Source organism: Inquilinus sp. NPDC058860 (assembly GCF_042743185.1).
Taxonomy (GTDB): domain Bacteria; phylum Pseudomonadota; class Alphaproteobacteria; order DSM-16000; family Inquilinaceae; genus Inquilinus.
In genome coordinates, this window is the sequence record NZ_JBHYMS010000056.1 from 8,706 (window position 1) to 31,241 (window position 22,536).

The 22,536-nt window shown below is 69.9% G+C and carries 18 protein-coding genes; 14 read left to right on the forward strand and 4 right to left on the reverse strand.

The window, feature by feature from the left end:
- The 6 genes from ACFW16_RS28710 to ACFW16_RS28735 form a co-directional block, all read left to right on the forward strand.
- On the forward strand, window positions 1-3,492 hold a 3,492-nt coding region (locus ACFW16_RS28710; protein WP_380311600.1), incomplete at its 5' end, for a YadA-like family protein.
- An 11-nt stretch (window positions 3,493-3,503) separates the two neighbouring features.
- On the forward strand, window positions 3,504-4,079 hold the full coding sequence (locus ACFW16_RS28715; protein ID WP_380311602.1) for an invasion associated locus B family protein: 576 nt from the start codon (window positions 3,504-3,506) through the stop codon (window positions 4,077-4,079).
- Window positions 4,080-4,122: 43 nt separating this feature from the next.
- A complete protein-coding gene (locus tag ACFW16_RS28720; RefSeq protein WP_380311604.1) occupies window positions 4,123-4,776 on the forward strand; it encodes a hypothetical protein in 654 nt (217 codons plus the stop codon).
- A gap of 43 nt (window positions 4,777-4,819) precedes the next feature.
- Window positions 4,820-5,659 (forward strand): OmpA family protein, encoded by an 840-nt coding sequence (locus ACFW16_RS28725; RefSeq protein ID WP_380311606.1) that lies wholly within the window; start codon window positions 4,820-4,822, stop codon window positions 5,657-5,659.
- 54 nt (window positions 5,660-5,713) lie between these two features.
- Window positions 5,714-6,508, forward strand: a complete 795-nt coding sequence (locus ACFW16_RS28730; RefSeq protein ID WP_380311608.1) for a hypothetical protein — start codon at window positions 5,714-5,716, stop codon at window positions 6,506-6,508.
- A 122-nt stretch (window positions 6,509-6,630) separates the two neighbouring features.
- Entirely contained in the window at window positions 6,631-7,206 is a 576-nt protein-coding gene (locus ACFW16_RS28735) for a hypothetical protein (RefSeq protein ID WP_380311610.1), read from the forward strand.
- Between the two features lie 61 nt (window positions 7,207-7,267).
- Here the strand turns inward: ACFW16_RS28735 and ACFW16_RS28740 are convergent, their stop codons facing one another.
- Entirely contained in the window at window positions 7,268-8,866 is a 1,599-nt protein-coding gene (locus ACFW16_RS28740; protein ID WP_380311611.1) for an ABC transporter substrate-binding protein, read from the reverse strand.
- Between the two features lie 159 nt (window positions 8,867-9,025).
- Here ACFW16_RS28740 and ACFW16_RS28745 point away from each other — a divergent pair, with 159 nt between their 5' ends.
- From ACFW16_RS28745 to ACFW16_RS28755, 3 genes are all read left to right on the forward strand, one after another.
- Entirely contained in the window at window positions 9,026-10,033 is a 1,008-nt protein-coding gene (locus tag ACFW16_RS28745; protein ID WP_380311613.1) for an LLM class flavin-dependent oxidoreductase, read from the forward strand.
- 25 nt (window positions 10,034-10,058) lie between these two features.
- Window positions 10,059-11,408 carry an LLM class flavin-dependent oxidoreductase gene (locus ACFW16_RS28750; RefSeq protein WP_380311615.1) on the forward strand — a complete coding sequence of 450 codons (1,350 nt, stop codon included), beginning with the start codon at window positions 10,059-10,061 and terminating at the stop codon, window positions 11,406-11,408.
- 171 nt (window positions 11,409-11,579) lie between these two features.
- A complete protein-coding gene (locus tag ACFW16_RS28755) occupies window positions 11,580-12,428 on the forward strand; it encodes a hypothetical protein (RefSeq protein ID WP_380311617.1) in 849 nt (282 codons plus the stop codon).
- A gap of 22 nt (window positions 12,429-12,450) precedes the next feature.
- Here the strand turns inward: ACFW16_RS28755 and ACFW16_RS28760 are convergent, their stop codons facing one another.
- Window positions 12,451-15,636 (reverse strand): efflux RND transporter permease subunit, encoded by a 3,186-nt coding sequence (locus ACFW16_RS28760; RefSeq protein WP_380311619.1) that lies wholly within the window; start codon window positions 15,634-15,636, stop codon window positions 12,451-12,453.
- A gap of 11 nt (window positions 15,637-15,647) precedes the next feature.
- Complete coding sequence (locus ACFW16_RS28765) at window positions 15,648-16,841, reverse strand: efflux RND transporter periplasmic adaptor subunit (protein ID WP_380311621.1); 1,194 nt, start codon at window positions 16,839-16,841, stop codon at window positions 15,648-15,650.
- 229 nt (window positions 16,842-17,070) lie between these two features.
- On the opposite strand from ACFW16_RS28765, the gene ACFW16_RS28770 reads away from it, so the two are divergent.
- Complete coding sequence (locus tag ACFW16_RS28770; protein WP_380311623.1) at window positions 17,071-18,393, forward strand: replication-associated recombination protein A; 1,323 nt, start codon at window positions 17,071-17,073, stop codon at window positions 18,391-18,393.
- Between the two features lie 86 nt (window positions 18,394-18,479).
- Here the strand turns inward: ACFW16_RS28770 and ACFW16_RS28775 are convergent, their stop codons facing one another.
- Window positions 18,480-18,935 (reverse strand): VOC family protein, encoded by a 456-nt coding sequence (locus tag ACFW16_RS28775; protein ID WP_380311625.1) that lies wholly within the window; start codon window positions 18,933-18,935, stop codon window positions 18,480-18,482.
- Between the two features lie 82 nt (window positions 18,936-19,017).
- Between ACFW16_RS28775 and ACFW16_RS28780 the strand changes: the two genes are divergently transcribed.
- The 4 genes from ACFW16_RS28780 (at window position 19,018) to ACFW16_RS28795 (ending at window position 22,536) form a co-directional block, all read left to right on the forward strand.
- The gene (locus ACFW16_RS28780; RefSeq protein WP_380311627.1) at window positions 19,018-19,878 is read left to right on the forward strand and encodes a TrmB family transcriptional regulator; all 861 of its coding nucleotides are present in this window, start codon (window positions 19,018-19,020) and stop codon (window positions 19,876-19,878) included.
- 93 nt (window positions 19,879-19,971) lie between these two features.
- Entirely contained in the window at window positions 19,972-20,895 is a 924-nt protein-coding gene (locus ACFW16_RS28785) for an aspartyl/asparaginyl beta-hydroxylase domain-containing protein (RefSeq protein WP_380311629.1), read from the forward strand.
- 70 nt (window positions 20,896-20,965) lie between these two features.
- Window positions 20,966-21,856, forward strand: coding sequence for a hypothetical protein (locus ACFW16_RS28790; RefSeq protein WP_380311631.1), 891 nt, complete (start codon window positions 20,966-20,968; stop codon window positions 21,854-21,856).
- The gene (locus ACFW16_RS28795; RefSeq protein ID WP_380311633.1) at window positions 21,853-22,536 is read left to right on the forward strand and encodes a DUF2459 domain-containing protein; all 684 of its coding nucleotides are present in this window, start codon (window positions 21,853-21,855) and stop codon (window positions 22,534-22,536) included. The genes ACFW16_RS28790 and ACFW16_RS28795 overlap by 4 nt, the downstream gene beginning before the upstream one ends.

A 22,536-nucleotide genomic window follows, 5' to 3' on the forward strand; every position in this document is an offset into this window, starting at 1 on the left:
AGCACGGTCAGCGTCGGCGCGGTCGGGGCGGAGCGGACCATCACCAATGTCGCGGCGGGCCGGATCGCGGTCGACTCGACCGACGCGGTGAACGGCAGCCAGCTGTTCGCCACCAACACCTCGGTCGACACGCTGAACACCAAGGTTGACAACATCACCAACGGCGGCGGCATCAAGTACTTCCATGCCACCTCGACCCTGGCCGACAGCCAGGCGACGGGCACGGACAGCACCGCGGCCGGTCCGGAGGCCGTGGCCTCGGTGACGGACGGTGTCGCGGTCGGCCACGGCGCGACGGCGGGAGCGAATGCGGGCGACGTCGCCCTCGGCTCGGGCTCGACGACGGCGGCTGTGGTCGGCACGACCAGCACGACGATCGCCGGCACGACCTACAACTTCGCCGGCACCACGCCGACCAGCACGGTCAGCGTCGGCGCGGCGGGGGCGGAGCGGACCATCACCAACGTCGCGGCCGGCCGGATCGCCATCGACTCGACCGATGCGGTGAACGGCAGCCAGCTGTTCGCCACCAACACCTCGGTCGACACGCTGAACACCAAGGTTGACAACATCAGCAACGGCGGCGGCATCAAGTACTTCCACGCCACCTCGACCCTGGCCGACAGCCAGGCGACGGGGACGGACAGCACCGCCGCCGGACCCGAGGCGGTGGCCTCGGTGACGGACGGCGTCGCCGTCGGCCACGGGGCGACCGCCGGCGCCAATGTCGGCGACGTGGCGCTCGGCTCCGGCAGCACCACCGCAACGGTGGTGGCCACGCCGAGCACCACGATTGCCGGCACGACCTACAACTTCGCCGGCACGACCCCGACCAGCACGGTCAGCGTCGGCGCACCGGGGGCCGAGCGGACCATCACCAACGTCGCGGCCGGCCGGATCGCGGTCGACTCCACCGACGCGGTGAACGGCAGCCAGCTGTTCGCCACCAACACCTCGGTCGACACGCTGAACACCAAGGTCGACAACATCAGCACCGGCGGCGGGATCAAGTACTTCCACGCCACCTCGACCCTGGCCGACAGCCAGGCGACGGGGACCGACAGCACCGCGGCCGGACCCGAGGCTGTGGCCTCGGTGACGGATGGCGTCGCCATCGGCCACGGCGCGACCGCCGGCGCCAATGTCGGCGACGTGGCGCTCGGCTCCGGCAGCACGACTGCAACAGCGGTCGGCACGGCGAGCACGACGATCGCCGGGACGACCTACAACTTCGCCGGCACCACGCCGACCAGCACGGTCAGCGTCGGCGCGGTCGGGGCGGAGCGGACCATCACCAATGTCGCGGCCGGCCGGATCGCCATCAACTCGACCGATGCGGTCAACGGCAGCCAGCTGTTCGCCACCAACACCTCGGTCGACACGCTGAACACCAAGGTCGACAACATCACCAACGGCGGCGGCATCAAGTACTTCCATGCCACCTCGACCCTGGCGGACAGCCAGGCGACGGGGACCGACAGCGTCGCGGTCGGGCCGACGGCCGTGGCCTCGGTGCAGGACGGCATCGCCATCGGCCATGGTGCCGCGGCCGGGGCGAATGTGGGCGACGTGGCGCTGGGCGCCGGCTCGACGACCGAGACGGTGGTGGCCACGGCGGCCGCCACGATCGCCGGCAAGGCCTACAGCTTCGCCGGGGCGACCCCGACCAGCACGGTCAGCGTCGGAGCGGTGGGGGCGGAGCGGACCATCACCAATGTCGCGGCCGGCCGCCTCTCGGAGACCTCGACCGACGCGATCAACGGCAGCCAGCTCTTCGCCACCAACACGGCGGTCAACATCCTGGGCATCCAGATCGGCAACGGCGGCATCGGGCCGGTCCAGTACAGCAACCCCGATACGCCGACGACGCCGAACGGCGGGGTGCCGACGTTCGACCTGACCCTGGTGGGCAAGGGCTCCGGGCCGGTCACGCTGCACAATGTGGCGCCGGGCCTGGTGTCCAAGACCTCGACCGACGCCATCAACGGCAGCCAGCTCTACGGCGTCTCGCAGAGCATCACCAACGTGCTCGGCGGCGACTCGAAGGTGAACCCGGACGGTACGATCACCGGCCCGACCTTCAACATCCAGGGCGGCAGCTATACCACCATCACCGAGGCCTTCGGTGCGGTGGACGGCAGCCTGACGACCATCAACAACCAGCTCGACAGCATCAGCAACGGCGGCGGCATCAAGTACTTCCACGCCAACTCGAAGCTGGCGGACAGCCAGGCGGTCGGCGCGAACTCCGTGGCGATCGGGCCGGCCAGCACGGCGGGCGGCATCGACAGCTTCGCCGCGGGCAACGGCGCGACCACGGCGGCCGGGGCGACGGGTGCCGTCGCGCTGGGCAGCGCCTCTTCCGCCGGCGCCTCGGGTGCCACGGCGTTGGGCCAAGGGGCGACCGCGACCAACGCCAACGACGTGGCGCTGGGCGCGGGCTCGAAGACCGCGGCCGCGGTCGGCACCTCCGGCGCGTCCTTCAACAACTTCAACCTGACGGGCTTCGCCGGGGCCAACCCGACCAGCACGGTCAGCGTCGGCGATGTCGGCGCCGAGCGCACCATCACCAATGTGGCGGCGGGGCGGATCACGAAGGACTCGACCGACGCGATCAACGGCTCGCAGATGTTCGCGCTGGCGACCGCGGTCGACAGCTCGATCAGCGGCGGGGCGGGCATCAAGTACTTCCACACGAACTCGACCCTGGCCGACTCCTCCCCGACCGGCACCAACAGCACCGCCATCGGCCCGGCCTCGACGGCCAGCGCCAGCAACGCGATCTCGATGGGCAACGGCGCCAGCGCGTCCGCCAACAACGCGATCGCGATCGGTGCCGGGGCGCAGGCGACCAAGGCCAACTCCCTGGCCCTGGGCGCAGGCTCCACGACCCTGGCCAACCTCTCCGACGCGGCCTACAAGCCGGTGGTGGGGGCCACCGTCGCCGGGGTGGCGACCGGCGAGGTCTCGGTCGGCTCGTCCGGGGCGGAGCGCCGCATCACCAACGTCGCCGCCGGCTCGGCCGCGACCGATGCGGCCAATATCAGCCAGCTGCAGGCCCTGTCGAGCCTGTCGGTGAAGTACGACACCGACGGCTCCGGCAACCTGACCAACCGGATCACGCTGCAGGGCGGGAACCAGGGGGCGCCGGTCACCATCGGCAATGTCGCGCCGGGCGTGGCCGGGACGGATGCGGTCAACGTCGACCAGCTGAACGGCGCCTTCGACTCGCTCAACGGCAAGATCAAGCAGGCGCGGCGGGATGCCTGGCAGGGGGCGGCGATCGGCATCGCGGCGTCGTCGCTGCAGTTCGATCCCCGTCCGGGCAAGGTCAGCGCCGCGATCGGCGGCGGCATGTGGCACGAGCAGGGGGCCCTGGCCCTCGGCCTCGGCTACACCGCCGAGTCCGGCCGGGTCCGCTTGAACGCCCGGGCCGTCACGAGCGGCGACGACTGGGGTGGCGGCATCGGCGTCTCCTTCACCTTCAATTGAGGGTGATGCCGATGCGGCTGGCGGTATGCCTGGCGGTGATGCTGATGTTGGCGGCGGCGATGTCCGGGACGGCTTCCGCGGTGGGGTGGGTGCAACTGCCCTCCACCTACACCGTGAAGCCCTCGGAGGTCGCCGTCCCCGACGGCGAGGAGCTCGGCCAGTACCGGCGGGTGGTGCAGCCGTTCCGGAACTGGATCCTGATCTGCGACGAGAGCCTGAAGTCGAAGCAGCGGGTCTGCAACCTGACCCAGTCGATCGTCGACCAGCGCGGGGCGCCCGTCTTCAACTGGTCCTTCGTGGCCACGGCGGACGGGCAGCCCCTGGTGGTGATGCGGGTCCCGGCGAGTGTCGGGATGGGGCAGCAGATCGGGCTGGCGCTGGGCGACAAGCCGGACCGCATCGTCGCCCAGACCGACAGCTGCGACGCGGCCTTCTGCACCGCCACGATCGCGATCGGCCGCATGCTGCGGCGGCACATCCAGGCCGGCACCGATTGCACCGTCTCCTACACGCTCCCGGCCTCGGGCGAAGTGACGTTCCAGGCCCCCCTCGAAGGCCTGTTCACGGCCCTCTCGGCGATGAAATGACCCGGGCGCCCGGTGGGTGCCCTTCAGAGAAGGATGAGATGTGATGCGACTGGCCAAGACTCTACTTCTGGGGACCGTCTCGGTCGCGATCATTGCCGGCGCGGTCGTCGCGTTCGACCTGATCGGCTTTGCCCAGCTGCCGGCCCAGGCGGCGGATTCGAGAAAGCCGGCGGTGGAGGCGCCGAAGGCACAGGAGCAGGTGACCCAGAACAAGCAACCCGAGAGGCAGCCTGCCGCAGCGCAGCAGGCGGCAGCCGCCACCGCCGCAACCGTCTTCGACGAGCACGTCAAGCAGGCGAAGATCGGCGCCTGCGGCGACGTCTTCTCCGCGCTCGGACGGGGCGTCGCCGCCGATGCGACCTATGCCGCACAGACCCAGTGGGACCCCAAGGCGGTCGATGCGCATGCGGTCGAATCGATCGTCGCGCTCGACGGCGGTCCGTCGACGCAGGGGCTGGCTGCAGCCGGCATCGTGTTCACGGCTCCGGTCGGGCGCTCCTGCGAAGGCACTTTGGTCCGGGTGACGCCGGTCAAGGCCAGCTGCCAGGCGGTCGCGACCGAGCTCGTGAACCAGAAGGGGCAGGCGGGCACGCTCGGCCAGCTGCCGCTGGTGGCGATGCCCAACGGGGCCAGGGTCGTGCTCATGCCGCTCGACGACAACTGCGTCGCGATGACGAGCCTGCGCGCCGCGGGCTGATGGACCGCCCATGGCCGCGACAGGCGGGATCAGGGAGATGAAGATGCTTCGACCGATCGTTCTGGTTCTGGCCGCCTGGACCTGTCTCGCCGTTTCGGCCGGGGCGGCCGATCCGCCCCCGGCGCCGGCGCCGGCCGAGACGATCGATGCCGTTCCGGACCGCAGCTACTTGGTGTTCTTCGACTTCGACAGCTCGCATCTGACCCCGGAAGCCAGGCAGGTCGTGGCCTTGGCCGCGGCTGACGCTCTCCAGGGCAGGACCACCCGCATCGACGTCACCGGTCACACCGACCGTTCGGGCTCGGTCCAGTACAACCAAGCCCTCTCGGTTCGTCGCGGCGAGTCGGTCCGTCGCGAGCTGGTGGCCGACGGCGTCGCCGACAGCCTGATCGCGGTCAAGGGCGTCGGCGAGTCCGATCCGCTGGTCCCGACCGCCGACGGCGTCCGCGAGCCGCAGAACCGTCGGGTCGCAATCGTCCTGTCACCGAGCCGGCCGGCGGCCGAGCAGGACCCCGGGATGAGGGGGATCTGGGGCGCCATCGCCTATTCGGCGCCGGACCAGAAGCGGGGCTTCTTCTGGGGCGCCGACAAGCCGGATGAGGCGCAGGAGATCGCCCTGCGGCACTGCCTGCATCGGGGCGGCCAGGACTGCAAGGTAGTCTCCCTGTTCCGCAATCACCGCCACTGGACCGACGACGACAAGAGCGGCTTCCCCTACGAGCACTGCGCCGCCCTGTCGGTCGGGACGCCTCCCGCCGCCGGCCGGCCGGCCCCCTGGGGCGCCGCCTCGGCGGAGACCCGCCGGGAGGCCGAGGAGAAGGCGACCGCGATCTGCGGCGGCGACGCCGCCGAGTGCCGGATCCCCGAATGGGTCTGCACCTGAGGCGGCGCGGCGTCCGGACAGCATCCAACCACCTCAGGCAGCCGAGATCCTTTGATGCTCCCAATTTCCGCCCTGCGTTCGATGAACGTGCTCCTGGCGACACCCTGCTACATCTCGGCCGTCTCGATGAACTACGTGACGAGCCTGTTCGAGTTCACCCATGAGGCGATCCGGCTGGGGCTGAGCTCGTCCCTGCACATGCGCTCGGAGAGCCTCGTCACCCGCGGCCGGAACGAGATCGTCAAGTTCTTCCTGATGAACGAGCAGTACACGCATCTGTTCTGGATCGACTCCGACATCGTCTTCAAGCCGGTGGACGCGATCCGCCTCCTGCTCTCCGACCACGACGTCGCCACCGGGATCTACCCGATCAAGCGCTTCAACTGGCCGCAGCAGGGGGTGCCCGCCGGCACGACGAAGGCGTCCTTCGAGACGCTCTACACCGACTACCCGTTCAACCCGGTCGGCCTCGGCTCGGAGCCGCTGGCCAAATTCGTCGGCGAGGAGGGCTTCGTCGAGGTCGCCGAGGCGCCGACCGGGTTCATGGTGATCAAGCGGCCCGTGTTCAGCCGGCTGATGGCGAGCTATCCGGAGCTCAACTACGTCCCGGATGGGCCGCCGAACAATCCGGAGGCGCCGTTCTACTGGCTGTTCTTCGACTGCATGGTGGACCCCGACACCAGGCGCTACCTGTCGGAGGACTACGCCTTCTGCCGCCGGTGGCGGGATATCGGCGGCAAGGTCTACGCGGATCTCCAATCCGATCTCGGGCATCTCGGCCAGCACATGTTCCGCGGCAATTTCGCCGAGAGCGTCAAGCTGCGGGCCTATGACCCGGGAAGGCGGTGACGCGACGCCCGGCCGAAGTTGCACTCACGAATGTGTCCGGGAGGAACGCCAGCTGCTGCAGCCGTCATTTGCCGGTCGGCGGTGAAGGGCGTCTTCCGGAACAGGGGATGGGGATTCGGGCCATGAAGCAGGGGTGGTGGTGCAGATCGCCGGACGATGCGAAGGTCGTCTTTCTGCGCGGGAGACGGGCGTTGTCCGCCGACGGGGGCCCAATGTCGCAAGGCCGGGCGGCACCCGATGCCGGCAGGCTCCCGCTGATCGTCTATCGCGGGGACGGCACGCCGAAATCCGAATGGCGGTTCGCCCCCGGCGCATCCGGCCGGATTCGTGGCCCCGCCTATGTTCAGCGTCGCCTCGACGGCAGTCGCATCGAACACTGGTATCGGGAGAGTCGGCTGCACCGCACCGACGGCCCGGCCGTGATCGAGTGGACGGAAGACGGCTGCATCCGGAAGGCGGAATGGTGGATCGACGGACAGGACGTCACGTCCACGGCAGAGGCGTTCCTGTCCGATACCCGCGCGCGATGGCCGCTCGATCCTGGCCATGAGAGCGTTTTTCTATGCCGGCAGGTGGTCCGCGGGGAGGGCGGCGCGACGGTCGCCGACCGCCTCAGCTGGCACTCCCTCGTCGTCGGCTTGTGTCTCGTCGGGCCGTTCTGGATGCTGATCACCCTGTCGATCGTTTTCCTCGATTAGCAGCCGGTCATCGGCGCAGCCCCAGCGTCCGAACCGGGATGGCATCGTCTGACCCAGGCGATCACTCGGTCTTGACCACGGCGGCGTAGCTGGTCTTCGGCTGCAGGACCAGGCCGTCGACGGCGGTGCGGTGCGCGGCCACCAGGGTCTGCTGGAACAAGAGGACATACGGGCCCTCGGCCTGGACCTCGCGCTGCAGCCGGCCGTACAGGGCGGCGCGCCTGGCCGCGTCGGGCTCGCGCAGCGCTTCGGTCACGGTCCGGTTCCAGCCGGCATCGAACCAGCGGTTGCGCCAGGCCAGGGTCTTCGGCGCGTCAGCGTCGTCGACATCCTGGTTGAAGGCGAAGGCGTCGGCGTTGCTGTGCGGGTCGCGATAATCCGGGCCCCAGGTGCCGATAGTGATGTCGTGCTGCCGGGCGCGGTACTTGGTGAGGGTCTGCTTGCCGTCGCCGGGCAGGATCTCCAGCCGGATCCCGGCCTTGGCGAAGCTGGCCTGCAGCGCCTGGGCGATGTCGGCAAAGGGGGCGACGTTGCGCACGTCGATGGTGACGGCGAAGCCGTCGCCCAGGCCGGCGCGGGCCAGCAAGGCCTTGGCCCGGTCGACGTCCAGCCGGTACGGCGCGTCGTCGATGGCGCCGAGATAGCCCGTCGGCAGGAAGCTCTGATGCGCCGCCCAGGTGCCGCTCAGGAGGCTGTCCTCGATGCCCTGGTAGTCGACCAGCCATTTCAGCGCCTCGCGCACCTCGGGCCTGGCCAGGTTCGGGTTGGACTGGTTCAGGCCGAGATAGAGCAGCAGGTCGCCGGGCTCGGTCTGCTGCGCCACGCCGGGCGCGTCCTTCAGGGCCAGGATCTGGTCGCGGGTCAGGTCGCGGGCGTAGTCGACGTCGCCCTTCTCCAGCAGCAGCCGCTGGCTCGCCGGCTCGGGCACGTGCAGGAACACCAGATGCGGCGTCTTCGGGCCCGTGTCCTGCCCCCCATTGCTTTGCCAGTGCGGGTTGCCGTCCAGCACCACCCGTTCGTTCGGCACCCAGCGCCGAACCGCATAGGGGCCGCTGCCGGCGCTGTGGGCCTTCAGCCAGCCATTGCCCAGGTCGCCCTGCGCCTCGTTCGCCTGCACCAGCCTGGCGTCGACCACCGAGGCGACGGTGGCGGTCAGCGTGTTGAGGAAGAAGGTGGGCGCCACCGCCCGGTCGATCCGGATCTCCAGCGTGCGGTCGTCGATCGCCCGGATCCGGTCCGCGGCATTGCCGGCGGTGAAGCCGAACTGGGTCAGGATGAAGGCGGGCGACTTGTTCAGCCGCACCGCGCGCTGCAGCGACCAGGCGGCGTCCTGCGCCGTCACCGGGTTGCCGCTGGCGAAGACCTGGCCGGATTTGAGCGTGAAGTGCCAGGTCAGCCCGTCATCGGCGACCGACCAGGATTCGGCCAGGTCGCCGACGATGGTCGGGTCGGTGGCGCTGCGATAGCCGACCAGCTGGTCGTACAGGTTGCCCGTCACCTCGCCGACGCCCGGCTCGAACGCCTCGGCCGGGTCCAGCGAGATGAACTGGTCGATCTGCTTGGCCACCACGATGGTGTCGCGCGGCGTGCCGGCGAAGGTGGTGCCCAGGGCCGGCAGGAGCAAGAGGGCGCCGAGCAGCGGCGCCGTGAGGCGTCTCATGGGACACTCCTGAAGCGGACGAGATTGGACGATATGTCGTTGTGTAATTTATATTCTATTGACAGTAGAATGTGTATTTACTGAGATAACAACACGAATCTTCGTGTCCATGGCGGTCCGTCATGGACCTGCCCGCACGTCATCCCGGGGATGATCGGCATGAGTTATCTGTTGAGCCTGCTCGACAAGAGCCCGATCGCCGACGGCGAGGGCGCGGCCGAGGCGCTGGCGCGAACCGTCGCCCTGGCGCAGCGCGCCGAGCGCCTGGGCTTCCACCGCTTCTGGGTGGCCGAGCACCACGACACGCCGCGGCTCGCCAGCCCCTCGCCCGAGGTGCTGATCGCCTATCTGCTGGCCCGGACCACGCGCATCCGCGTCGGGTCCGGCGGCGTCATGCTGCAGCACTACAGCCCGTACAAGGTGGCCGAGACCTTCAATCTGCTGGCCGCCCTGGCGCCGGGACGGGTCGATCTCGGCATCGGCAAGGCGCCGGGCGGGCTGCCGCTGTCGACCCGGGCGCTGCAGGCCGCGATCGACCCGGCGCGCAAGCCGTCCTTCGCGGAGCAGCTGGCGCAGCTCGACGCCTTTCTCGACGACACGCTGGCCGACGAGGACCCCCTGGCCGGGGTCAAGGCCACGCCGCGACCCAACGTGAGGGCGGAACGCTTCCTCCTGGGCGCCAGCGTCGAGAGCGCGCAGCTGGCAGCGGCGGAGGGCTGGTCCTACGTCCATGCCGGCCACCTGAACGGCGATGCGGCGCTGCTCGAGCGCGTCTTCGCCGCCTACCGCTCGGTCAGCGGGGGCTGGGCGCCGCTGCTGGCCGTCGGCGTGATCGCGGCCGAGACCGAGGCGCGGGCCGAAAGGCTGGCCACCGATCTGCACGTGTTCAAGGTGCATGTCGACACCGGCCAGAGCGTGACCGTCGGCAGCGTCGCCCAGGCCGAGGAATTCGTCCGCCAGGCCGGCGCCCGCGAGTACCGGATCGAGGAGAAGGCGCCGAGCGTGATCCACGGCACCGCGGAACGCGTGCGGACCGAGCTGGATCGGCTGCACCGGCAGCACGGCGTACGCGAATTCGTCGTCGACACCCCGATCGCCGACGGCGACGAGCGCCTGGCCTCGGTCGAACTCCTGGCCCGGGCGCATTTCACCGCCGCCGCGGCCTGAGCCCCGACTTCAAGGACATCATCGCATGAGCAAGCCTCAGATCACCTTCGGCGTCATGCTGCAGGGCCCTGGCGGCCACATGAATGCGTGGAAGCACCCCAGCGTGCCGCCCGACGCCAGCGTCAATTTCGGCTTCTACCTCGACAACGCCCGCAAGGCCGAGGCTGCCGGCATTGCCTTCGCCTTCATCGCCGACGGCCTCTACGTCAACGAGAAGTCGATCCCGCATTTCCTGAACCGGTTCGAGCCGATCTCGATCCTGTCGGCGCTCGCCACGGTGACCTCGAAGATCGGCCTGGTCGGCACGCTGTCGACCTCCTACAGCGACCCGTTCACCGTGGCCCGGCAATTCGCCACGATCGATGCCATCAGCGGCGGCCGCGCCGGCTGGAACGCGGTGACCTCGCCGCTGGAAGGCTCCGGCCGGAACTACAGCCGCGAGCATCCCGAGCACGGGCTGCGCTACGAGATCGCCCAGGAATACCTGGAGGTGGTCAAGGGCCTGTGGGACAGCTGGGACGACGACGCCTTCATCCGCGACCGCGCCACCGGCCGCTTCGTCGACTTCGCCAAGATGCGCCGGCTGAACCACAAAGGCCGGTTCTTCTCGGTCGAGGGGCCGCTGAACATCGGCCGCTCGGCCCAGGGCCAGCCGGTGCTGTTCCAGGCCGGCGCCTCCGACGACGGCATCGCCCTGGCCGGCCACCACGCCGACGCCGTGTTCACCAATGGCGGCCCGATCGAGGACGCCAAGGTGTTCTACAAGCAGGTCAAGGACAGCGCCGTCGCCCATGGCCGCCGGCCCGAGGACGTCAAGATCTTCCCGGGCATCGGGCCGATCGTCGGCGCCACCGAGGTCGAGGCGGAGGAGAAGTACCGCGCCATCCGCGACCTGCTGTCGATCGAGGAGGCGCTCTTGTATCTCGGCCGCTTCTTCGACCATCACGATTTCAGCCGGTATCCGCTGGACGGGCCGTTCCCGGATCTGGGCGACATCGGCAAGAACAGCTTCCGCGCCACCACCGACGGGATCAAGCGCACCGCGAAGGAGCGCAGCCTGACCCTGCGCGAGGTGGCGCTGGAGACGGCGACCCGGCGCACCCTGATCGGCACGCCGCAGCAGGTGGCGGACGAGCTGATCCGCTGGGTGGAGGAGAGGGCGGCCGACGGCTTCATCCTCGGCTTCCCGGTGCTGGGCGAGGGGCTGGACGACTTCATCGGCCAGGTCCTGCCGGCGCTGCAGGAGCGCGGTCACTTCGACCCGGTGCTGCGCGGAACCACCCTGCGCGACCATCTCGGCTTGCCCTATCGCGAGAGCCGCCATGCCGGAGAGCCGGCGCGGAACCCGGCCGTGGCCGCGCAGGGGAGCCGCTGAGGGGGCGCTGCCCATACCGTCAGCAAGGGACGGCGAGGGTTGGGCGTTGTGAAATAGCCTCGCAAGCGGGAGAGGCAACCCGAAAGGCGGCCTATGCTTTTATGTCGGCAGGTTGCCTCTCAGCCGCCCGGCTGAAATGATCCGCCCCGATTCGTGGGAAGGGGATGGATGATGGCGGCACTTTCGAGCGGCGACCTGCTGCGGCGCGCGCTGGGCTGGAGCCTGGGACATGCCCGTGCCCTGGCATGGCTGGCGGCGCCGGCCGTCGCCTTCGCGCTGATCCTGCGCTTCGCCATCGACTGGCTGTGGGGCGACGCCGTCGCGGCGATGTTCGCGGACCAGGCGCCCTCCGGCGCCGCCGCGCTGGCCATGATGCTGTCGATGCTGGTGCTGCTGTTCGCCATCGCGCTGATCGCGGTCAGCTGGCACCGCTACGTGCTGCGCGGCGAGCTGGCGCCGTTCCCGGCCGACGGCGCGACGTTCCGCTTCGCCCTGTACCAGGTCTGGCTCGGCATCCTCGGCATGGTCACGGCCGTGGCCGGACTGTTCGTGCTGTCGATCCTGTTCGGCCTGGTCGGCGGGCCGTCGCTGCTGCGCGCCATGGCCGATGGCGGGGCGTCGGGCGGCATGCTGGGGATCCTGACGGTCTCGGGCCTGATCACGGTGCTGTCGACCGTGCCTTTTGCCTTCTACGGGCTGGTGCTGCCCGGCATCGCGATCGGCGACCGAGGCCTGACCGCCGCCGAGAGCAGCCGGCTGCTGCGCGGCCGGCGGCTGGCGGTGCTGGGCGCGCTGGTCGTCGCCCTGCTGGGGTTCTTCCTGGTCGCCATCGGCCTCGGCCTGGTGCTGGACGCGATCCTGCCGGATGAGCAGGGCGCCGGCCTGGTGACCCTGGTGATCGACCTGGTGTCGCTGGCGCTGACCGCGGTCGAGGTCAGCGTCTTCGCCGGCATATTGGCCGAGCTGTACCGGGACCTGCGCCTGTTGGAGCTGGCACGGGGAAGCGCCACCCCGGAGTGAAGCTCCGGGGTGGCTGCCACGATCACTCCGCCGGGCCGCTCTCCGGCTTCGGCGCCGGGGCGGCCGGCTTGCGCCGGCCGACCACCGAGCCGAGCCAGCGGCAGACGACGTAGAACAGCGGCGTGAACAGGAGGCCGAACACGGTCACGCCGATCATGCCGAAGAACACGGCGGTGCCCAGCGACTGCCGCATCTCGTAGCCGGCGCCCGACGCGATCACCAGCGGCACCACGCCGAAGATGAAGGCGAAGGACGTCATCAGGATCGGCCGCAGCCGGGTGCGGGCGGCCGAGACCGCGGCCTCCTGCCGGCTTTCGCCATGCTCCTCCGCCTGGCGGGCGAACTCCACGATCAGGATCGCGTTCTTCGCCGCCAGGCCGATCAGCACGACGAAACCGATCTGCGCCAGGATGTTGACGTCCATCCCCCTGAGCAGCAGGCCGGTGACCGCGGCCAGCAGGCACATCGGCACGATCAGGATGACCGACAGCGGCAGGGTCCAGCTTTCATACTGCGCCGCCAGCAGCAGGAAGACGAACACCACCGAGGCGACGAACACCAGCATGCCGGTGTTGCCGGCCAGCTTCTCCTGCAGCGCCAGCTCGGTCCACTCGAAGCCGAAGCCCTGCGGCAGGGTCTCGGTCGCGATCTGCTCCATCGCCGCCAGGGCGTAGCCGGTGGAGTAGCCGGGCAGGGTCGCCCCCTGCACCTCGGCCGCGGGGTACAGGTTGAAGCGCGGCACGCGGTAGGGGCCGGTGCGGTCGTGGAAGCTGGCCACGGCGCTGAGCGGCACCATCCCGCCGCTGTCGCTGCGGGTCTTGTAGTTGCCGATGTCGCGCAGGGTCTGCCGGAACTTGCCGTCCGCCTGGGCGGTCAGGCGGAAGGTGCGGCCGAGATAGTTGAAGTCGTTGACATAGGTCGAGCCGAGATAGACCTCGAGCGTCTCGAACACCCGGTCGGCCGGCACGCCCAGCATCTCCGCCTTCACCCGGTCGATGTCGGCGTAGAGCTTCGGCGTGCGGGTGTTGAACAGGGCGAACACGCCGGCCAGGCCGGGGGTCTGGTTCGCCCGGCCCACGATCTCCTGGGTCGCGGCGTCCAGCGCCGGCAGGCCGCGCCCGGCCTTGTCCTCGACCATCATCTTGAAGCCGCCGCCGGTGCCGATGCCGCGCACCGGCGGCGGCTGGATGGTGATGATGAACGCGTCCTGGATGCCGGCCAGCTTCTGGTTCAGCGCCTGCTGCAGGTGCGTCACGTCCTGCCCCTTGGCGTCGCGTTCGGCGAAGGGCGCGAAGGTGGAGAAGATCGCGCCGGCGTTCGAGGCGTTGGTGAAGGTGGCGCCGTCGAAGCCGGAGAAGGGCACGACGTGGATGATGCCGGGCACCTGCAGGATCTCCTTGGCCGCCTCCCGCACCACCGCGTCGGTGCGGGCGAGGGAGGCGCCGGGGGGCAGCTGGATCACGGTGATCAGGTAGCCCTGGTCCTGCTCCGGGATGAAGCCGGTCGGCGCCCGGCCGAACTGCAGCCCGGTCAGGCCGATCAGCCCGACATAGAGCACCAGCATGACCACGGCGAAGCGCAGGATCCGGCGGGTCAGCCCGCCATAGCCCAGCGACAGCTTGTCGAAACCCCAGTTGAAGCCGCGGAAGAAGGCCTGGACCGGCCGGAACAGCACGAAGCTCTTCTTCTCGTGATGCTCCTGGTGCGGCTTCAGGAGGATGGCGCAGAGCGCCGGGCTGAGGGTCAGCGACACGAAGGCCGAGATCACCGTCGCCGCGGCGATGGTCACCGCGAACTGGCGGAAGAACTGGCCGGCGATGCCGGTGATCATCGCCGCCGGGATGAACACGGCGCACAGCACGAGCGCGATGGCGATCAGCGCGCCGCCGACCTCGTCCATGGTCAGATGCGCCGCCTCCTTCGGCGATCTGCCCTCGCGCAGATGGCGCTCGACGTTCTCGACCACCACGATGGCGTCGTCGACGACGATGCCGATGGCCAGCACCAGGCCGAACAGCGACAGGTTGTTCAGCGAATAGCCCAGCGCCGCCATCACCATGAAGGTGCCGATCAGCGAGATCGGGATGGCGACGACCGGGATGATCGCGGCGCGCCAGGTCTGCAGGAACAGGATGACGACGATGACGACCAGGACGATCGCTTCCCAGATCGTCTTCTCGACCTCATGCACCGATTCGGCGATGAACTCGGTCGGGTTGTAGATGATGTTGTACTGCAGGCCGGGCGGGAAGCTCTTGGACAGCTCCTGCATCGTCGCGATCAGGCGGTCGGCCGTCTCCAGCGCGTTCGACCCCGGGCGCTGGAACACCAGGAGCGGCACCGCCGGCCGTTCGTCGAGATAGCCGTTGGCGGTGTAGTCCTGCGCCGCCAGTTCGACCGTGGCGATGTCGCGCACGCGGGTGACGCGGCCGTCGCTGTCGGTCTTGACCACGATATTGCCGAACTGGCGCGGGTCGGCCAGCCGGCCCAGGGTTTCGACATTGAGCTGGTAGGCGCCCTGCTGCGGCACCGGCGGCTGGTTCAGCACGCCCGAGGCGACCTGGACGTTCTGCGAGCGCAGCGCCGCGATGACCTCGCCCGCGGTCAGGTTGCGCGAAGCCACCTTCTCCGGGTCCAGCCAGACCCGCATGGCGTAGTCGCGGGCGCCGAAGATGCGCACGTCGCCGACGCCGTCGAGGCGGGCCAGCACGTCGCGCACCTGCAGGGTCGCGTAGTTGGAGATGTAGAGCGGGTCGCGCGATCCGTCCGAGGAGCTGAGATGGATCACCATCAGCATGTCGGGCGAGGATTTGCGCACGGTGACGCCGATCTGGCGCACCTCCTCCGGCAGCCGCGGCTCGGCCACGGCGACGCGGTTCTGCACCAGCACCTGGGCGATGTCGAGATCGGTGCCGAGGCCGAAGGTGACCTGGATCACCAACTGGCCGTCGCCGGTCGCCTGCGACTGCATGTACAGCATGTTCTCGACGCCGTTGATCTCCTGCTCGATCGGCGTCGCCACCGTGTTGGAGACCACCTCGGCCGAGGCGCCGGGATAGGAGGTGCGGATCTCGATGGTCGGCGGCGCGATCTCGGGATACTGCGCCACCGGCAGGGTGAAGTAGGCGGCCGCGCCGAGCAGCACGACCAGGATCGACAGCACCGTCGCGAAGATCGGGCGGTCGATGCAGAAATGGGAGAAGCGCATCTGCCCCGTCCTCAGTTCGCTTCGTATTCGGGCACCGGCTCGATGGTACCGGGCTGCGCCGTCACCTTGGCGCCCGGACGCGCCCGGACCAGCCCGTTGATGATGACCTTCTCCTGCCCGGTCAGGCCTTCGCGCACGATGCGCAGGCCGCCCGGCTGGGTCGGGCCGGGCCGGATGATCTTCGGCTCCACCGTGCCGTCGTCCTTGACCGTCATCACGATCCGGTTGGACTGGTCGGTCAGGATCGCGCTGTCCGGGATCAGGATGGCGTCGTATTCGTTCGATCCCGGCAGGCGCAGCCGGCCGAACTGGCCCGGGGTGATGAACAGGTCCTTGTTGTCCAGGATGGCGCGGGCGCGGATGGTGCCGGAGCCGGGGTCGAGCTGGTTGTCGACGAAGTTCATGGTGCCGGCATGCGGCCAGTCCTGCTCGTCCGGCAGGCGGGTCTGGATGATGGTGGCGTTGTCGCGGGTCGAAGGCAGCTTCCCGGCCACCACGGCGCGCTGATAGGCGAGGTAGTCGGACTCGCTCATGTCGAACTCGAAATAGATCGGGTCGAACGCCACGATCGTCGTCAGCAGGGTCGAGTTCGGGTCGCCGGTCACCAGGTTGCCGATGTCGACCCGCCGGTTGGAGACGCGGCCGGCCATGGGGGCCTTGACCTGGGTGAAGTCGAGGTTGAGCTGGGCGGATTGCAGCGCCGCCGTGGTCTGCGCCACCTGGGCCTCGGCCCCCCGGCGCTCCTGCACCGCCTGGTCGTAGGAGGAGCGCGAGACGTTGGACTGGGCGACCAGCGACTGGGCGCGGTCGAGCTGGACCTTGGCGAGGTCCAGCCGGGCCTGGGCGCTGGCCAGGTCGGCCTTGGCCGAATCCACCGTCGCCTGGTAGGGCCGGGGATCGATCACGAACAGCACGTCGCCCTGCTTGACCATGGCGCCGTCGGCGAAGTTGATCGATTGCAGGTAGCCGGAGACGCGGGCCCGCACCTCGACCGTCGCCGTCGCCTCGTAGCGGCCGGTGAACTCATCCCATTCGGTGATCTTCTTGACTAGCGGCGAGGCCGCCGTGACCGGCGGGGGCGGCGGCGCCGACTGGCCCTCCGTGCTGCTCGATTCGTTGCAGGCGGCCAGGAAGGCCACCGTTCCCAATGCGGCCAGGGTGCCGAACACCCTTCCTGGCCGCGTCCGCAGGCGCCCGGTCATCATGTCTCGCACTCCGAAGGAGGTCCCCGACCAAGAGGGTCATCCCTGCATGGGGGGTTGTCAATTGTCGGGGGGTTAGAGCTGTGAGTCGTTCGCCTTTTGCACTGCAAAAGTTCCGGGCGAAGTGACCGTGATCACATCGGGGCGAAAGCATGGCGGGATTGCGGCGCCGGCCCCGCGTGGAAGCCCGTTGTTGCGCCGCCGCGGCCGCTGGCCGACGATGCACCCCATCATGGCTCGCTCTCCCAGACCCGACGACACGCCCTCTCTCTTCGCCGACCAGGCGCCGCGGCCGCTGGCCGACCGGCTGCGGCCGCGCAGCATCGGCGAGGTGGTCGGCCAGGACCACCTCTTGAAGCCGGACGGGCCGATCGGCCGGATGGTGGCGGCGCACCGCATCGCCAGCATGATCCTGTGGGGGCCGCCCGGCTGCGGCAAGACCACCCTGGCCCGCCTGCTGGCGGAGCACACCGACCTGCATTTCGAGCCGCTGTCGGCGATCTTCTCCGGCGTCGCCGAGCTGCGGAAGGTGTTCGAGGCCGCCCGCGGCCGGCGTGCGGCGGGGCAGGGGACGCTCCTGTTCGTCGACGAGGTCCACCGCTTCAACCGCAGCCAGCAGGACGCCTTCCTGCCGGTGGTCGAGGACGGCACCATCACCCTGATCGGCGCCACCACCGAGAACCCGTCCTTCGAGCTGAACGCGGCGCTGCTGTCGCGCTGCCAGGTCTTCGTCCTCAACCGCCTGGATTTCGGCGCGCTGGAGGAGCTGCTGCAGCGGGCCGAGGCGACGGAAGGCCGGGCGCTGCCGCTGGCGCCGGAGGCGCGCGACGCGGTCAAGGCCATGGCCGACGGCGACGGCCGCTATCTCCTGAACCTGGCGGAGGAGCTGTTCGCGCTAAAGCCGGCGGCGCCGCTCGACGCCGCCGCGCTGGCCCAGGCGGTGCAGCGGCGGGCGCCGGTCTACGACAAGGCGCAGGAGAGCCACTACAACCTCATTTCGGCGCTGCACAAATCGCTGCGCGGCTCCGACGTCGATGCCGGGTTGTACTGGTTCGCGCGGATGCTGGCGGGCGGCGAGGACCCGCTCTATGTCGTGCGCCGGCTGGTGCGCTTCGCGGTCGAGGATATCGGCATGGCCGACCCGGCCGCGCTGACTCAGTCGCTGGCGGCCTGGGACGCCTATGAGCGGCTGGGCAGCCCGGAGGGCGAGCTGGCGATCGCCCAGGCGGTGATCTACCTGGCCACGGCGCCGAAGTCGAACGCCGCCTACACGGCGTTCAAGTCCAGCGCCCGCGCGGCGAAGGAGACGGGCAGCCTGATGCCGCCGATGCACATCCTGAACGCCCCGACCCGGCTGATGAAGGAGATCGGCTACGGCAAGGGCTACGCCTACGACCACGACACCGACGAGGGCTTCTCCGGCCAGAACTACTTCCCGCCCGACATGGACCGGCAGGAGTTCTACCGCCCGGTCGAGCGCGGCTTCGAGCGCGAGATCAGGAAGCGGCTGGACTACTGGGCCAAGCTGCGGGGGCAGAGGGGCGACGAATCGTAGGTTGGGTTCGCTGAGGCGAACCCAACACTGCCGCCTCTCGGACCGATGTTGGGTTCGCGGTGCGAACCCAACCTACGCATTCCGCATCACACCATCGTGACACCCGGCGGCGGCTCGGGCGCGCCGACGGTCTGGCAGAACCACAGCGAGTAGCCGTAGGGGTCCTTCACCGCGAAGGTCCGGTCGCCCCACCATTGCGTGGCCAGGGCCTCGGTCACCGCCACGCCGCGCGATCGCACCTCGTCGTGGAAGGCGTCGACATCCTTGACGTAGAAGTAGATGTCGAGCGGCCGGGCGCCGCCCTGGCCCCTGGCGATGCCGGCGCCGGGCGATTGCGGGCGGCCCATCATCACCATGATGCCGTCGCGCCGGACGATGCCGAAGTCGAACCTCCCGTCCTTGCCGACGATGCCCATCATGTGGCCGAAGCCGAGCTTCTCCAGATAGAAGTCGCGCAGCGTCTCCACCTCCTCGACCCAGAAGCTCGGGATCACCTGCGCCGGGGCCTCCGGATATGCCAGGTGGCTCAGATCCTCGCTCATGTCGTCCTCCCCAGTGGTTGATGGGGAGATTGTCCGCGGCCGCCGGCTCGCTTTCATCTACTTTCTGGAGTAGAAAGCGGTCATGCGATGGCAGGACCTGGCGCTGCTCGACGAAGCCGGCTTCTCGCTCTACGAGAAGCGGGCCCTGGTCGGCCTGGGGATTCTCGGCGTCTCGGACGCGGCCGGTCTGTGCCGCGAGGGTGACATCCCGACCTCGAAGATCTACCTGGCGATGGAGAAGCTGGCCCGGCTGGGGCTGTGCGAGATCCAGCACAGCCGGCCCAAGCTCTATGCCGCGCTGCCGCCGGACGCGGTGGTCGACCGGCTGGTCGAGCTGGCGCGCGAACGGGCGGAGAGCTTCGCCGCCCAGGCCGACCAGCTGCGCGCCACCTTGCGCGACCTGCCCGGGCGGCTGCGCGGCGGCCGCGGCGTGGTCGACCTGGCGCTGGGCACCGAAAGCCATGTGAAGCGCCATCTCGCCCGCCTCGCCGGCGCCCGCCGGCGGGTGCTGTCCTATCTCGAGGAGGGCGACCTGCTGGCCATCGACCGCCAGGCCGAGTCCGGCTTCGACGTGCTCAAGCGCCTCGCCCGCGCCGCCTCCGGGCGCGGGCTCGACCACCGCGCGATCTTCGGCTTCTCCGACCGCACCGCGCCGCGGCTGCTGGCCTTCCTGCGGCGCCATGGCGGCACGCTCGGCCACCTGTCGGGGCTGCGCTATTCGGGCGAGCTGGGCCATCCCTTCCATGTGCTGGACGACGAGACGGTGATCCTGTCGCTCGACCATCCCTTCGTGCCGGAGGGGCGCTTCGCCTCGCTGCTGGTGCACGACCGCGACCTGGCCGCCAGCCTGACCCAGGGCTTCGAGACGCTGTGGCAGAAGGCGCTGCAGGACCTGCGCGAGATCCGCTTCCTGCCCAGGCAGCCAGGCGGTGCGGCGCCCTGACCTATCGGTAAGGTCGGAGGAATGGTATAGAGCGTGCGAATTGGTCGCAAACCCGGTCCCGTCGCCCGGGTCCCGGTTGGAGGTATGGCCCAGATGCTGGCCACTGTGTTCGCGCCGAAGTTCCTGATCGTCTACGCCTATATCGCCTCGGCGCTGTGGGTGCATTTCCGCGGCCAGGTGCGGCATCGCTTCACCCGCCAGCTGACCGACCATTCGACCTTCTTCGCGCCGATCAACTGCTTCATGTACCTGTTCTCGCGGGTGCCGAGCACGCCCTATCACGACCCGCGCAGCTTCCCGGAGCTGCAGGCGCTGAAGGACAACTGGCACGTCCTGCGCGAGGAGGCGCTGCGGCTGCAGGAGGAGGGCGACATCAAGGGCTCGGACAAGCTCGACGATGTCGGCTTCAACTCGTTCTTCCGGCGCGGCTGGAAGCGCTACTACCTGAAGTGGTACGGCGACCCGCTGCCCTCCGCCGCGGCGCAGTGCCCGCGCTCGGTGGCGCTGGTGCAGACCATCCCGGGCCTGAAGGCGGCGATGTTCACCTCGCTGCCGCCGGGCGGCAAGCTGGTGGCGCATCGCGACCCCTATGCCGGCTCGCTGCGCTACCATCTCGGCCTGATCACGCCGAACGACGACCGCTGCCGCATCGTGGTCGACGGCAAGTCCTACAGCTGGCGCGACGGCGAGGACGTGGTCTTCGACGAGACCTTCATCCACTACGCCGAGAACTTCTCCGACGAGAACCGGGTGATCCTGTTCTGCGACGTCGAGCGGCCGATGCGGTTCCGCTGGGCGCTGGCGGTGAACCGCTTCTTCGCCAAATACCTGATCCAGGCCGGCGCCACCCGCAACGCCGATGGCGACAAGGTCTCGGGGCTGAACAAGGCGTTCGCCTACATCTATCCGATCCGGACCTATTTCAAGGGCGTGAAGAAGAAGAACCGGAGGCTGTACTACGCGATCAAATACGCCTTCTTCGGCGGGCTATTGGCGGCGTTCCTGGCTCTCGCGTAACTCTGCCACGCTTCCGCCAAGCCGCCGGGCGAAGGTCGCCGGCGTTGCCTTTGCACCGAGCGTGGTCCGCGTGACACCCCGTAGCGAACAGGCCATCCCTGCCATCTTCGACCGCTTCATCGCCGTCGACTGGTCCGGCGCCGTCGGCGCCTATGACGGCATCGCCGTTGCCGAGTGCCGGGCCGGCGCCGGCGGGCCGGTGCTGCTGCCCCCTGTCGGCCGGCGCTGGACCCGCACCGCCGTGGCCGGATGGCTCGAGGCCCGGCTCGACGGTGGCGATCGGATCCTGGCCGGGATCGACTGCGCCTTCTCGCTGCCCTTCGCCGTTGCCGCCGGCTATCTGCCGCCGGGCGGCGACGCCCGGGCGCTGTGGGCGCTGGTCGACCGGGTGGCGGGGGACGCGCCGGACTTCCATGGCGCCGGCTTCGCCCGCCACGCCGACTACGCCGCCGATTTCTGGCATCGCGGGCCGCGCCCGGCCGGCTGGGTCGAGCCGCACCGGGCCGCCGAGCTGGCCTGCCGCCGCGACCGGCTGGGCGCGCCGGACAGCCCGTTCAAACAGTTCGGGCCGAAGACGGTCGGGCCCGGCGCGCTGGCCGGGATGCGGGTGCTGCACCACCTGCGCAGCCGGCTCGACGGGCGGCTGGCGGTGTGGCCGTTCGAGGCGCCGGCCGCACAGCCGCTGGTCATGGTCGAGATCTTCCCGCGCCTGTTCTGGCGCCGCGCCGGCCGCACGGCCAGCGCCAAGGTGCGCGACCGCGCCGAACTCGACGCCGCGCTGGCGCGGCTCGGCAGCGGGCCGGCCGCGGCGCCCGATCCGCTGACCGACCACGCCACCGACGCGCTGGTGGCCGCAGCCGGGCTGCGGGCGCTGGCGGCGGACCCCGCCGTCTGGTCGCCGCCGGGCCTCGACCCTGCCACCGCGCGCACCGAGGGCTGGATCTTCGGGGTACGCGGATGAGGGCGCTGCGCTTGGCTCTGGCGACCGCCGCCGCCCTGGCCGCGGGGCTGCTCGGCCTCGCCGTACTCTATGTCGGCGTCGCCTTCGCGCTCGCCCTGGTGCCGCTCGGCGGCCGGACGCAGGCCGCTGCCGCGAGCGATCCGCCGGCCTATGTCTGCGCCACGCTGACCCACACCGACATCGTGCTGCCGGCGCGGGACGGGCTGGTCGACTGGACCGCGGTGTTCCCGGATGCGGTGCCGGTCGCCTTCGTGCCGAACCTGCATGTCGCCTTCGGCTGGGGCGACCTGACCTTCTACCGCGAGACCCCGAGCTGGGCCGATCTCCGCTTCCGCACCGCGATGGCGGCGCTGTTCGGCGGCGGCCCCACCGCCCTGCACGTCGCCTATGTGCTGGACCCGGCGGGCGTGCCGGGCTGCACCCGGCTGGCGCTGGACCGCGAGGGGCGGGCGGCGCTGATCGGCTTCATCCGCGGCACCGCGGCGCTGGGTCCGGACGGGCGCGGCGTGCCGGCGGCGCCGCCGGGAACCGGGACCTACGAGGCGTTCTACGCGGCGCACGGCACCTACCGCCCCTGGCGCACCTGCAATGTCTGGACCGCGGCGGCGCTGCGTGCGGCCGGGGTGCCGACCGCGCCGTGGGCGCCGTTCAGCTTCGGCGTGACGTGGCCGCTGGGGTGA